This is a genomic window from Pseudoselenomonas ruminantium, assembly GCF_900142515.1.
GTDB classification, from domain to species: Bacteria; Bacillota; Negativicutes; order Selenomonadales; family Selenomonadaceae; genus Selenomonas_A; species Selenomonas_A ruminantium_D.
Map to the genome: position 1 here is coordinate 13,693 of NZ_FRBC01000013.1, position 14,083 is coordinate 27,775.

Below are 14,083 nucleotides of genomic sequence, written 5' to 3' on the forward strand. Positions count from 1 at the left end.
AGGTAACATTCGAAATAAACTACTCCAAGAGCCTTACATACCGTTTCCCCGCCCCCCACATTCACTTCAAACATATATCAGTAATACTTAAATATTGTGAAAGAAATTAAATGAAATTTCGCAGAAGAAATGAACAGTTACAAATAAGTCATGTGTTTTTTAACTCATTTTCTATTTCTCTTATCATTTCTATTTCTTTTTGTTTATAATATCGAGGTAAATCTTCTTCTTGTATGAACACATTACCGCCTATACCTTCAATAGAATAAAAGCTCCCATTACCACGATAAACATCCGCATATAAGTACTTCTCCCCAAAATATTTAGCAAGCGTTAATCTGTGCATACCATCTATCAAGTTATTATTTTCAAATACTTTTATATTACAATCTTGACAAAAGCCTTTTTCTTGACATTCTTCAATCTTTCTACGAAAAATCTCCCACCTTTTCTTTGCTGTATCCCCTGTAGTATAATGGCTAGTCATTTTTATATATAAACTACCATCATATATATGATCTCGACAATACTCCTTTATTGTCAAATAATATATCGCTGCAGCGTATGATTTTGATAAATTATCAATTAAGTCTTTTATCGTCACTTTCCTATTTCTCTCTATTGGTGCTCCCAACTCTAATTCTATCAGATAAGGATATATCCATACATAGTTAGAAACCCCTATGCTCTCCAGCACTTTTCTCATTTCTGTTGCAACCGATTCATGCGCAGCAATAAAGACGAAGCTATTCTTAGATATTTCATATATAGATTTTAATCCATCTTTTCTCGAATTGCTATTCTCTTCCAAGTTTGTTACAACAACTGAAGAAATCTGATTTTTACAGTTCATTCGTTCAATTTGTTTTATAAAGCGCTTCCCAATGAATCCATTTCCATAAATCACATATTCCTTTGTTTTTATTAAATTTATAACATCTTTTATTTGGATTGTATCTTGTATGTCATACATATGCTAACAACCCCCATTTAAATACCAGATTCAAATCTTCTCAAAATATCCTCAGCCCATGGATACAACAAATCCGCTCCATTAGTAATATCATTAGCTAGCACACAGTCTTTACAAACCGGATGATTAAAACGTTTTCCTTGCAACTGTATTTTTAGAAACCCAATTCGCTTAATGCCATTCCACAACTCCACCAATCCCTGCTCCATAATATTGCCATAACGTATATCATGAGACTGATCACAGCAATTCGCCGTTACTTCACCATTGGCGGTTACACGCAAACGATAAACCGGACGATGACATACTTTGTGGATTTCATTTTGCACTACATTACCACGACCATTCATTGCATTATCCAATATCGTCTGATCAAGGCTAGCGTAATCAACATCATGATAAATAGGCAAAATATGTTCCACAAACAAACTATCTGCTATATTTCCAAACATTTCTCAAATCTTTTTTCCCCATCTGGGATATCCTTCAAAGCAACATCTGCGATTTTCATGCGAATCTTACACTTCCCCCTATGTTCGTACAGGTAACAAAGGTTATTCAAGAATTTCTCGAATCTAACATTCACACCACACATCTCATCATACATTTCCGCACTTAGCCCCTGCAAGGATATACGAATAGTATCCACACCTGCCACCATCAACGCATCTACACGCTTTGGCGTAAAAAGCAAACCATTAGTGGTAAAATTGATTTTCTCCGCTATTTCTTCCTGTCGAATAATGGCAATCATTTCCTCCAAATGCGGATTACAAAGAGGCTCACCAAAGGAATAGGTCTCTATAAGCCGAATTTTCCTAGGAAAACGATGAATTTCCTCGATCACTTTTTAAAAAAGATCCATAGTCATATTGCCTTCATAAACACCATGGTCGTTTCTTGAGTGGGCGCAATAGACACATCTCGCATTGCAAAGTGAGGACACCTCTATGCCAATGTTATATGGTGTATCTAAGGGAATAACATCTTTAAGCGCCGTTCTATTTTCTTCTCTCCAATATCTACGCTCTGCCATAAATATATCTCCCATTAGTTGCTTTCACTGTACAGCGTTAATCGATTCATCAATAAAACATCTAGCTACTTCAATATACTATTCTTTTTTGAAATAAAATCCAAAATACTAAAACCAATTTACTAACGCCTAATCCATGTATATCACTTAATTTATTAATATTATATTTATATAAACCAGTCCATATCTAATAAGTCCATAAACCGCTCTAAGCTGAATAGTAAGAGCTTCTGCTCTCCTGTCAGCCCCTCTGCGCATTTTGGTAAGAATTCCCCTCTATGCGACCCTTTCCAATCTTTCATCCATGCATCTGCCGGACGGGACATGAGGAGTTTTTCTGGGACTTCCATATTTGGGTAGCGCATCCGGAATAGTTCACGGATTAGGTATTTGCTGTCACCGCTTCTAACTCTTACGAGGTCAAGCATCTCTTCTATTTATATACTGTAACTGAGGCTATGAATAACTGATAAAATACAAATTTATATATGAAATATATATTTTTATCAATCCATAATCTCTATTATATATTCTTTCCCATCTTCGCTTATTGAGCATTCCACCAATCTAGCACAAAGGTTGTCACTCGTTCCGAACTCTTTGATTCTCGCTTTAATATAAACCATTTCTTCTTTATTTTCTCCGACTAATTCACGCCACGCATCTATAAACAGCTTAGATGAAACACCTAAATTATCAGAAGTTATTTCATATCTTTTTTCTTTATTTTCAACTTCATGTTTATAAATTTCATATAACATCCGCTCAGCTAAATTACTTAATTTCATAGTCATCATCTCTATTACACAAAATCATATTTTGCTTATCATTAGGTAGATTTTCCCTTATTAAATAATCTTATTTAAAATTCAAGTTAATGATTCTAAATAAATATATTCTGTTATATCCGTCTTCACTGCTATAGCATCGCTACTTAAATCACCTTTAATTTTTTGTATCATTAAACCGATATCTTTAGTTTCTACCCCCATTCCACTTAATGGCTCATAGATCTGTATTCTCATTATGAAATCCTTAATTATTTTTTTTACATCATTCGCATCTTTAGGCTTATTCAACTCTAATAATTCAAACAAACGAATAATCTTTTCACTACATACCTTATATTCTTCTTTCATCCAACTTGGATATAATGCAGCCAATCCTGCCGCATGACTTGTGCCCGTCAAAGCTCCTATGGGATATTGCATTCTATGTGGCAGGCAGTTCCCTACATTATACAGATTCATGCCCATCAACATACTGGCATAACTCATTTTTTCTCTAGCTTCATGATCATCCAGATTTTCATTAAGCTTACGAAGATTTTCGCCTATAATTTTTATTGCCTGCAAGGACAGGTTTTCGCTGTGCCTATTTGCCTTTAGGCTGATATAGCTTTCTATCGCATGGGCCAATGCATCAAAACCGGTTTCCATTGTTAATTGCTTTGGCATACTCCAAGTAAAGGCAGCATCCACTATGGCTACTTTAGGTGCCTGACTTTTTCCTCTTATACCGCTTTTAATTGCCAAATTTTTATCGGAAAGGATTGCACCTTTACTAAGCTCACTGCCAGTTCCTGCTGTTGTAGGCATGGCGATTATAGGCAACAGATTCTCTGGTGCTGGTATTCCTTTAACCAAATAATCACTAAGGCTTATGTCACTAGCTGCCGCTACTGCAGCACCTTTTGCCAGGTCAATAGCACTGCCGCCACCGAACCCCACAATCAAGTTAAGCTTGTTTTCCCGGACAATCCTGCCAGCTTCCTCGGCTTCACATATTTCCGGATTAGAGCCATGACCACCATAAGTAGTAACCATAGCACAACCGTTTTCTTCCAATAATCCCTTGACCTTGTCTAATGTCCCATTATCCTGCAAGGTATGTCCTGTAAAAACCAGTAAGGCTCGACGATTAAAAAGTATTTCCTTTTCCTTGCTTAATGCCTCTGCACATATATTAGTACCAAAATGTATGCGTGTAGGGACTTCCCATGTAAAGTTCATCTTATCTGTCACCCTCTAACATCAGCATTTTTTCCTCTGCTTTTTGCTTAACTGCCATATATATGCATTGCTGAACTCTGACTGGCTGAAATCCATTTTTTTCCATCCAGCCCTTGCTTGCCGCCTCTTGATATCCCTGATGCGCAGCCAGTTTTAGTTCCGTCGATATGTTTATCTTACGAACACCGTCAATACTTGCCAGTTTTTTTACATCCTGTCCCGTTAAGCCACTAGCACCATGTACTACAAAAGGTTTTCCCGATTTTTTTACTGCATACTCTACTAACTCATAATGAAGCTGCGGCTTGGTTTTATAATTTCCATGTGCATTGCCAAAGGATACTGCCAAGGCATCAAAATGCGCTTTTTTTATAAATTCATCTATATCTGCCTGCGAAGCAATCTTACTTTCAATCGCTTCAATATCATCCTCTGCCCCTTGTAATACGCCAACTTCAGCTTCTATATATGTAGGATACTTTTTTATATTTACATAATCATTTAAACGATTCACTGCCTCAATATTTTGAGACAGTCCCATCTGCGACATATCAAGCATCACAGAATCCCAACCTTTATCCACAGCATCTCTAACCAGTTCTTCATTTCGACAATGATCCAAATTAAGCCATGCGGTAATGCCTAATCTTTTTGCATAGCTGGTTACAAAACGCCTTAATTCACACGGTGGCAGACTTTGGTATATATTGGTAGATGTCTGCAGAATAACATTTTCCCCCACATTTTTCGCAGCATCCATCACTGCTTGTGCAGAAGAAAAATCCCAAATATTAAATGCAAAGTGAACGCTAGTCCCATCATACATTTTTTCAAGCATCTTTATGTTTCTCCGCTATCTGCCATAATGTATCCGGCAAATTATCTTGTACATATTGGTAATCTTCAGCAAAATCTACTTCACCCCAGAAGCGATTATGTGTCGGCATAGCTGACACATAGTATTTGCCTTCATGAATCACTTCCTGAATTGCGCCTTCAAAGTACGATTTCAAGCAACCATCACGCATCAGCTTTTTACTGGCACTCTTGATTGCCGGCATGACCTTGCTGCTTAACTTTGCCATACCGATAAATTCCCCTTCCGAATCTTCCTCTACTATTTCTTTACTGACCTTGATGATCTGCCCAGCCCTAGTTGTCACTTTCATTGCCTCTCTATCGCATGGCTTAAAATCCACTGGCATTACAATGTCACCCTTGCCCTGTATCATATCCTGGAAAATCCCTGTATCACAAAGAGTATCTGCATGAAGATAAATCGTATCTTCATCGGATAGTTTATCCTGTGCCATAAAGAATGAACCAAGTACATTGCAATATTCATAAAAAGGATTATATATACAAGTTACTCCTGCATGCGTTTGGGCTAGTTCTTCATAAAGGCCTGCTTTATACCCTGTAACAATCTTTATATCTTTAATTCCGTATTCACGCAACAAAGCTACGTTATAATCTATCAGCCTGTATCCTCTAGCCTTCAAAAATGCCTTGGGTATATCATCTGTTAAATTTCCTAACCTGCTGCCCCTGCCTGCTGCCATTATAATTGCCTGCACCTTTGATTCCCCCATTAAAGGTTTTCTATCTTTACTTCCCTATTATTGCGAATTGCTTCCAGCATTTGAATTCTTTTCTTATATTGCGGTTTTAACACTTCATAAGTCGACTTATACAAATTGTAAATATACCTGTACTTGCGATGATTATCCATATCCGGCTTTATAATCATACGCACCTTAACAAAATCATTCGCTGCCTCACGTACATTTTGGAAATGGCCTAAACCTATCAACGCCAACATTGCAGCCCCTGTAGATGTGGTTTCAAATTCGCTCAATACGAGTACATCAAGACCTAATATATCGGCTTTAATCTGTGCAATAAGGTTCAGCCTGGCTAATCCGCCTGAAAATCTAATCCTTTTCACCTCAATACCAGTATCTTCTATAGCTGATTTCATATCCATATCAATAAAACCCGTACTTTCAAAAACAGCTCTGGTCATATCCTTACGCGTATGCATTCTTTCCAGCCCAAAGAAAACACCTCTAGCCTCATCGTTCCATATAGGAGCCCTCTCACCAAGCAGATAAGGCAGAAAAATAAGTCCATTCGCACCAATCTCCGATTCAGCAGCTTCTTTTTCCATCACTTCATAAGGATAGGCCTCATTTTGATAATAACACTGTTTAGCCCACTCAATGAGTCCTCCGCCAAGATTGTTAGATCCTCCAACAATACGTGCGCCTTCCGGCTCATAAAGGTTTTCATAAACTTTCGCATTTTGACCAATCGTATTGTTCCTATAACTCATCGTCCGAAATACCGTTACTGTACCGGAAACATCACTGGCTTCGCCTTCCTCTACTGCTCCACTGCCGAAGAATGAACAAATTGCATCATACGATGATACAACAACATCTGCCCTCCTCGAGAGGACAAGTCTTTTAGATAAAGGCTCTGACAAAACTCCGATTTTACTGCCTATATCCACTACTTGAGGAAGAGCATTTAATTCTATCCCCAAAGCTTGCAATAATTTTTCCGGATATTTTCGTGTATCCTGATAATAATGAAATTTACTTGCATCCAATACATCTGTCACTGGACGTCCACACAGCCGATACAATAGATACGCATTGGGCGAAAGAAAATATACTGTTTTACGAAAAACTTTCTCTGCGTGATTCTTTATCCATAAAATTTTGGGTAGCAACAAGCTGGAAGACATCTCTAACCTTGTTTGTTCCCTAACTTCTACAAACCCCGGCATTTTGGAAATGTTTTCGGCTTCCTCCTGTGCTCTCTTATCAGACACCATCATGACAGGCAGTAATGGTTTTCCATCCTTGTCCAAACAAACCAGGCAAGACGCTGATGAAGTAACCGTGATTGCTGCCAAATGGGTAATTCTGGCATCATGTATTGATTTTTGCATGACAGCTACAGCCTTTTCCCACCACTCGGAAGCATCCTGTTCCACACACTTTTCGTTAATAGCGGAAGTCAAGGGCAAGGCAGCTTGAGCAATCTTTCTTCCATCTTCGCCAAAAATGATACTTCTTATGCTTTTCATCCCCATATTCAGCACCAAAACTGCCTTCATTCTGTCTCACCTACTTCCCATGTGTAATTCAATAATATCTGCTACACGCTTTGAAGCGTTGCCATCTTCCAAAATTTCCAAGTCTGATAAAAATTTAGAAACGTCCTTTTCATATAACTCTGCATTAAACTGCGAAATAGCACTAAACAGCGCATCATCATTCTTTGCCTTGATAAATGGCAAATCTTCCAAATTCCACATCAGACCGCCACGTTCAGCAATATATTCACGAAGATCATCCACATACAGAAAAACAGGCAAATGCATATAAGCTGCATCAAAACTCATTGCCGAATAATCGGTAAGCAAGATATCACAAGCCCCTAATACCTCGCTCATATCATCTTCCTTACTGGCATCGATAATAAAACTGCTCTTTTCTGATATACTAGCTTCAATATGCCGAGCTGTCAGCTGCGGATGCAGGCGTAACACAATAGTCCAATTACCGCCAAATTTCTTTATCAAGGAGTCCTTTAATCTAAAAAAATCAGGCATTTTATTTTGCTTATCCACGCTTCTTTTTGTTCCCTGACTTCCATTTCTAAACGTAGGAGCATAAAGCAGTAATTTACTATCCGCAGATAGGCCATATTTCGTTCTAAATTTCTCCCTGCATGCTTGTCGATCTTTCAACAGTACATCTACTCTAGGCGACCCCGTTCTGCAAGTTTGCCCAGTATATACCACGTTTCTTGGCGCATTTTTCTCCATCCATGGCGAATTGGTAATAAGAATATTCACCATGTTGGAATCGTGGCAACTCACCAAATTGGCAATCTTCGAAAAAGATGCTCCTCTATCAAGACCTGTTGGTTTAATATGCAAGCTCGCGTGCCATGTCTGCAAGTAAAACTGCCCCGGTCTTTTCCGGCATTCCAGCTGCTTGCGGCTGTTATCTACCCAAACGGCTGCTGTAGAAAGTTCATAGGCCCGATTTTTCAGGGTATTTTTCACTTTGCGGATGCCTGCCGGAAATTCCTTGCTCATGTCATCCACGAGCCATACAAGATCTAAATTCTGTCTGCGCCGCAACAGTTCCAGAGCAATATATTTCGGATTGCAGGAAAATCCTGTTGTGCCTTCAATCGTGGTAAAGACAATTTTCTTAGGGTTGATAGGATATTTACGGCAGTAGTAAAATTCCCGTGCCTGTTTTCTGGCCTGCCGCAAGCGGCGGCGTATGTAGCGATCTTCTTTTGTCAAGTGCATGGTGAATCATCCTTCTACAGCTTTTCTTCCTCTGTCTGGGCAATCTGTAATAAATGCATCTATTCCCATAGCGATAAGTTCTCTTATTCTTTCCGGTCTGTTCACAGCCCATGTATTGACCTTTACTCCCCAGTCATGCCATTTTTTTACGTTTTCTGCTGTTACCAGTTGTTCCCACGGGTGAATGGCTATGGCTTGCAGGGCCTCGATATCTTCCTGCAGGACAAAATCTGTGCTGCAGAGAATGGCAATTTGCGCGTCCTTGTCACACTGCCGGAGTTTTTTTAGGGAGGCATAGCCAAATGATGAGTAGATTACCCGGTCATTGAGGCCGTATTCCTTAACCAGTTTGCTTGCAGCTTCTTCCAAGCCCGGGTAGTCGTAGTTGCTGGTCTTTAGCTCGATATTCAGCTGGAAGTCTTTGTCTTGCATAAAATCCAGCACTTCCCGCAAGGTGGGGATTTCCACAAAGCCGAATTCCGAGTGAACGCTGCAGAAGTTGAATTGCTTCAGTTCCTTTAGCGTGTATGCCCGGACGGCGCCAACGCCGTTACTGGTTCTATCGATGGTTTCATCATGGCAGATGACGATTTCGCCGTCTTTGGAGAACTGTACATCCAGTTCTATGCCATCCGCGCCCATTTCGATGGCCTTTTCAAAGGCCATCATGGTGTTTTCCGGAGCGTACTGCTTATCCCAGCCACCGGCCCCTCTATGTGCCCATATTTTTACGTCAGACAATGACCATCCCCTCCTTTATTGGAGTATTCTTTCGCCACTCCAGAAATTTTTCCATAATTTCGGCACAGGCGATGGATTCATTGCGAGTCAGTTTGAAATCGCCCCGGGGATTACCATTGATAGCAGAAATGAAATCACTAAGTTCGTAGCGCAGACCGTCACCTAAATATTTGGTAAAAAACTTTTCGTTTTGGTTGAAATCCTCGTAACAAATTTCAAATTCTGTGGTTTTCCACCATGGAGCTGCCACCATAATATAGCCTTTGGTGCCAGAGATAAGCAGGTGTCCGTCGGATTTGACCTTCAAGCCTGTTTTTGCGGTGGCCATGCTGTGCTGATAATTGAAATATACCTTGGTATACAGGTCAATGCCATTGCCAGCCTTGAAGCATTCGAAGCGGATATCCGTATAGTTGCTGCCCAAAAGCTTGATTATGGGCAGCAACGTGTAACTGCCATATTCGGTGAAGCAACCACCATATTCTGCATCGGTCATTTCACGGAAAGAATCGTTGGGAAATATCCTCGTAAAACAGGACTCTACATCGCGAATTTCGCCAATAACACCGCTTTGCACCATAGACAGGAGCCGGATGAATCCAGGTGTATAGGCAGTTTTAATCGCCTCCATCAAGATCAAGCCCTTTTCCTTGGCTAGATTGAAGAGTTCCTCCGCTTGCGCTTTTTGAAGGGCCATCGGTTTCTCACAAAGCACATGCTTGCCGTGTTCCAAGGCCCGCTTAGTGTACTCATAGTGATATTGATGAGGCGTGCAGATATCCACGGCATCCACATGCTGGTAAAATTCTTCCTCATTATCGGTGAAGAATTCCAAATCCTGCTGATGAGCAAATTTCTCAGCGCTTTCCCGACGAGGATTGTAAACGCCGGTCAGTTCCATACCGCTGACAAAGTGAGATTCGGGTATAAAGCGTTTGGCAATGCGGCCATTGCCGATAAGTCCTATGCGGACGATTTTGTGGTTGCTGGCACGTTTCAATGTGGAGGATATCCCCCGTGTTCGTTCCAGATATCTTACCTCGCAGAAATCTTTGAGGTAATCGAATTTTCCTTCCCAATCGGATCCCAAAACGAAGATATCTACACCGTATTTTTGAATATCTTCCACCTTTTGGCCGATATGGTCTTCCACGATAACTTCATCGGCAAAGCCAGTTTTTTTGACATTTTCAACACGGGTCATAAGGCTGTCCACTACATTGAGCTTGCCACGAGCCTGGTCGAAGCTTTCGGTAGTAACCCCCACGATTAAGTAATCGCCCAATGCTTTAGCTCTCTCCAGCAAGCGGTAGTGACCTTCGTGGAACAAATCGTATGTACCGTAGGTAATAACTTTCTTCAAGGGTCATTGCCTCCTTTGCGACTTAGCTGCTCACAGGCAAAGAGATGGATTTTCTCCCCGGCTGAGCCGTCATTATTGGCGGCGATTTCGCCAAAGGCCTTTAAATTTTCCTTATAATCAAAATCATGTCCGTGAATTTCACCTTTGATAAAACCATCAAGTGTATTAAAGACGTCCTCACAGCAGCCATAGCGCAGCCATGGTGACAAGCGGGCAAATCCTGCGGAAATCTGATCAATTGCTTCACCACTGAATTCGATATTGATCCGCTTCGCTTTGCCAGTAGCTAATTCTATGGCATATATACATCTTTCCGGAGTGTACAGATAGTGCCATATCCCCGGGCTTGCCTCTTGGAGGAAATATCCAGGATAATTGGTGCTGTAATACCCCCCAAAAATCTGCTTTGTTTCCGGGATATCCAACTGCCAGCTGATTATTTCCCCTGTGGCCTTATTTAGGCGCAGGAACTGATTACCCCAAGCGGGTGAAAGATACAGAAATTGTTCCGTAATAGCGGCGTTGCTGAAGGGAAAGTCTTCACAAGGAACGCCATTGACAATATTGCAACAAACAAAATCAGCAGGAAATTCTGTATATTCCTGCAATATATTGCTCTTAGGCTGCCAGCGCAGGATACATTTTCCAATCATGGGCAGGAGCCATATATCTTCGCCATCCGGCAGCATGGTCATACAACCTTGCTGCTGATGTTTTGGCAACTCTGCTATGGTATTTTCCAAAGTCTCGCAGTCAATCATCAGCACCTGCCTGCCGTTGGCCGCCACAGTCAATAACTTCCCTCGCCAAATGCAGGCACCGCCCCGCCGCCAGCAAGTCTGTACACGGCTGAGGAATGCCTCCATATTGCCTTCCACATAAGCCACATTATCCGTAACGGTATCATAGCGGACAATGGCGGGATATAATGTGGGCAACAGGAATAGATATCTGCCAGCCTGCAATGCGCCAGCAAAAGCTTCTGGTTTGCTGATAAATTCTTTCAGTTGAATACGACGTTCCAATTTCTTTTCTGCCTTATCCAGTACCAGAATTTCCTGTGCATTATGGGGCGTTATGTAGACTTTATCTCCTATAGAAAAAGCTTGCCAATAATAGCCGCTGCCAATATATTCATGCAACTCCCCTGCATATTCATATTTGTAATCATCATTAGCACTGTAAAAAAGCCTGTTTGAGCCTAAAACCATCCATGAAAGAATCTGCGGTGACATTGTACAGGAAATAAATGAGCTGTCCAGGATCATTGAATGCCAATCTTCAGGCTTTGGCAAACTATGCAAGGTATTATTGAACAAGAATAACGGCTTGCCAGCCACGCCAAACAGCGCTGTAACACTTGTCCCGCTATCACCGAGATAAACATCACTGTAAGCAATAGACGGCTCAATCTCTGGCGTATCGTCATAGATACCCAGATCATGCTCAATAAAGTAATCCCGCAGGGCCTCATACTCAGCCACAAAAGGCTTCCTTATGGAATCCAACGTGGCCATGGTCAGCGGGTGAGGGCGCCAAAGCAGGCATACTTCCGGGTGCTGGGCGAAGGTGCGGAACACATAGCGCATCTTTTGGAAAAATACTGCTGTGTTTTCCAGCATGCCAGCCAGGCTGGTGTTGTAGAAATACACCTTTTTCCCGGCCATTTTCTCCTGCCAGTCCTTCGGGATTGGCGGGGGATTCTTGCACATGTTAATTACTTTGTCAGCTTTGGGCGAGCCAAGGCCCACGATTTTGCTCAAGGGCACCCGTTTATCAAAGAAATGCCGCAGGCTCTCGGACTGCACGACAATGTAATCGGCATGTTCGTAAACCGGGCACATAGCTTGGCCTTCGCCCATGGCGCCCGAGGTAATATAATATGGTATATATACTAAAAGTTTGCAAAAAGATTTCAACTTATCGGAATAATAAGCTGGGTCTATGCTGGTTACATAGTTGGCATAGTCATAGGGATTATGAATGTAGATAATATCCGGGCACACCGCCTGCAAATCCACTTGTCGATAGTCGGTGATAGGAATGTCCTTGGGGAACTGGCCCCCCTCGTAGTGCATTGTGCCCAAAGAGGTATCCGGATTCCGATCATAGTAAGGTATCGGCATCACATAGGGTTCACAGGCCGGGTCGTCTTTAGCAGCCAGATAGACGCTTTCCAGACTATCCCACATGGAAGATTTATAAGGGAGGAAGTAGATGACTGTCTTGCGGCCCGATTCTTCCTGCAAGGTCTTTGCCAAAGCCTGCAGCTGTGGCAGGATGGACTGCACTATATTCATTTGCTGAGGCTGGTCCCATTTCGTTTGCGATAAGACCATCTGCACATCGCCCAACATTTCAGCCAGGTCTTTTTGGATGTCGCGCTCCACTTTGCTCCCCTCCCCACGATAAACATTCACTTGCTATTGTTTATAGATATTCCACAAAAGTTTCTTTTATCCTCTATATTTATCGATAGATTCGCTTATTCCTTAAGATTTGTCATAAAATCCGTTTTATTTGCCTTTGGTGTCGTGGTCGGACGGCCTAGGTCTTTGCGGGCACCAATGGCGGATTGGGCAATCAGAATGCGTAATCCATGATCTTTTGTCATCGCAACCAGAGATTTTTTCAGTTCGTCCATGGTGGTGGCAGTGTAGATATGGTCGTAGCCGCAGCCTTGGGCGATTTGAGCGAAATCGATATTCTTTGCCGCTGTTGGCATGCCGCCTACGGATTCGTGGGCGTGGTTGTCGATAATGACGTGGATAAGATTTTTGGGATGCACACTGCCGATAACGGCCATGGCGCCCATATGCATCAGGGTGGCACCGTCGCCATCGATGCACCAGATTGTCTGCCCGGGCTTTTGCAGGGCAATGCCTAAGGCAATGGATGAGCTATGGCCCATGGAGCCTACGGTCAGGAAGTCATGGGCGTGCCCCTGCCCTTTTGCTTCGCGATACTCAAAAAGTTCCCGGCTAGCTTTGCCAGTGGTGGAGATGATGGGACTGTTGCCTGCGGCGTCGGCAATAGCCTGAATGATCTCCTCCCGAGTCAGGAAATTTTCGTTGGCGTGCTTTACTTTTTCTGCATTCTCCAAGGCATCCTTGCGGATGACCAAAGCGGCCTGCCTGCCTGCATGGATGGCCTGCCACAAAGACTGCATCTGGACTTGCAATTCTGCGGCGGTCATTTCCTTGTCTACCACTACATAGGGCATGCCCATCGTTTCCAACAGGCTCAAAGTAACTTTTCCCTGATGGACATGCTGAGGCTCATCATGGATGCCAGGTTCGCCACGCCAGCCGATGATGAACAAGGACGGTATGGCATAAACGTCCTCGCTAAGCAAAGACAGCAGCGGATTGATGATATTGCCTTCGCCGCTGTTTTGCAGATAAATGACAGGGATTTTGCCCGTGGCCAGATGATAGCCGGCCCCTATCGCAACAGCATTACCTTCATTGGCAGCAACGATATGGTGTTTAGGATCTAAGCCGTATTGCATATAGATATAGTCACACAGCGGGCGCAATAGGGAATCCGGGACACCTGTGTAGAAATCAGCGTTTAGAAGTTTTGTGAATTCCTGTATTTGCATCGGTTATTCTCCCTC

At 42.2% G+C, this 14,083-nt stretch carries 14 protein-coding genes; all 14 read right to left on the reverse strand.

What is annotated here, in order from left to right; translation table 11 throughout:
* Nucleotides 1–148: 148 nt before the first annotated feature.
* Complete coding sequence (locus tag BUB68_RS07790) at nucleotides 149–973, reverse strand: hypothetical protein (protein WP_073089764.1); 825 nt, start codon at nucleotides 971–973, stop codon at nucleotides 149–151.
* A 17-nt stretch (nucleotides 974–990) separates the two neighbouring features.
* Nucleotides 991–1,425, reverse strand: coding sequence for an SPASM domain-containing protein (locus BUB68_RS07795; RefSeq protein ID WP_073089767.1), 435 nt, complete (start codon nucleotides 1,423–1,425; stop codon nucleotides 991–993).
* On the reverse strand, nucleotides 1,410–1,820 hold the full coding sequence (locus BUB68_RS07800) for a radical SAM protein (RefSeq protein WP_073089768.1): 411 nt from the start codon (nucleotides 1,818–1,820) through the stop codon (nucleotides 1,410–1,412). Before BUB68_RS07800 ends, BUB68_RS07795 begins: the two co-directional genes overlap by 16 nt.
* 3 nt (nucleotides 1,821–1,823) lie before the next feature.
* Complete coding sequence (locus tag BUB68_RS15015; RefSeq protein ID WP_143188118.1) at nucleotides 1,824–2,009, reverse strand: hypothetical protein; 186 nt, start codon at nucleotides 2,007–2,009, stop codon at nucleotides 1,824–1,826.
* 506 nt (nucleotides 2,010–2,515) lie between these two features.
* Nucleotides 2,516–2,797, reverse strand: coding sequence for a hypothetical protein (locus BUB68_RS07810; RefSeq protein WP_073089775.1), 282 nt, complete (start codon nucleotides 2,795–2,797; stop codon nucleotides 2,516–2,518).
* An 81-nt stretch (nucleotides 2,798–2,878) separates the two neighbouring features.
* The gene (locus BUB68_RS07815; protein ID WP_073089778.1) at nucleotides 2,879–4,021 is read right to left on the reverse strand and encodes an iron-containing alcohol dehydrogenase; all 1,143 of its coding nucleotides are present in this window, start codon (nucleotides 4,019–4,021) and stop codon (nucleotides 2,879–2,881) included.
* 1 nt (nucleotide 4,022) lies between these two features.
* Nucleotides 4,023–4,859 (reverse strand): class II fructose-bisphosphate aldolase, encoded by an 837-nt coding sequence (locus tag BUB68_RS07820; protein ID WP_073089780.1) that lies wholly within the window; start codon nucleotides 4,857–4,859, stop codon nucleotides 4,023–4,025.
* Nucleotides 4,852–5,583, reverse strand: coding sequence for a phosphocholine cytidylyltransferase family protein (locus BUB68_RS07825; RefSeq protein WP_218587682.1), 732 nt, complete (start codon nucleotides 5,581–5,583; stop codon nucleotides 4,852–4,854). The genes BUB68_RS07820 and BUB68_RS07825 overlap by 8 nt, the downstream gene beginning before the upstream one ends.
* A 29-nt stretch (nucleotides 5,584–5,612) precedes the next feature.
* Nucleotides 5,613–7,148 carry a xylulokinase gene (locus BUB68_RS07830; RefSeq protein WP_073089784.1) on the reverse strand — a complete coding sequence of 512 codons (1,536 nt, stop codon included), beginning with the start codon at nucleotides 7,146–7,148 and terminating at the stop codon, nucleotides 5,613–5,615.
* A 6-nt stretch (nucleotides 7,149–7,154) separates the two neighbouring features.
* Nucleotides 7,155–8,360 (reverse strand): CDP-glycerol glycerophosphotransferase family protein, encoded by a 1,206-nt coding sequence (locus tag BUB68_RS07835; RefSeq protein ID WP_073089787.1) that lies wholly within the window; start codon nucleotides 8,358–8,360, stop codon nucleotides 7,155–7,157.
* Nucleotides 8,361–8,366: 6 nt separating this feature from the next.
* Nucleotides 8,367–9,101: a glycerophosphodiester phosphodiesterase gene (locus tag BUB68_RS07840; protein WP_073089788.1), complete on the reverse strand. Its 735-nt coding sequence runs from the start codon at nucleotides 9,099–9,101 to the stop codon at nucleotides 8,367–8,369.
* Nucleotides 9,094–10,464: a Gfo/Idh/MocA family oxidoreductase gene (locus tag BUB68_RS07845; protein WP_073089790.1), complete on the reverse strand. Its 1,371-nt coding sequence runs from the start codon at nucleotides 10,462–10,464 to the stop codon at nucleotides 9,094–9,096. Before BUB68_RS07845 ends, BUB68_RS07840 begins: the two co-directional genes overlap by 8 nt.
* Nucleotides 10,461–12,854 (reverse strand): hypothetical protein, encoded by a 2,394-nt coding sequence (locus BUB68_RS07850; protein ID WP_073089791.1) that lies wholly within the window; start codon nucleotides 12,852–12,854, stop codon nucleotides 10,461–10,463. The genes BUB68_RS07845 and BUB68_RS07850 overlap by 4 nt, the downstream gene beginning before the upstream one ends.
* A 95-nt stretch (nucleotides 12,855–12,949) precedes the next feature.
* Entirely contained in the window at nucleotides 12,950–14,068 is a 1,119-nt protein-coding gene (aepY, locus tag BUB68_RS07855) for a phosphonopyruvate decarboxylase (protein ID WP_073089793.1), read from the reverse strand.
* Nucleotides 14,069–14,083 lie beyond the last annotated feature (15 nt).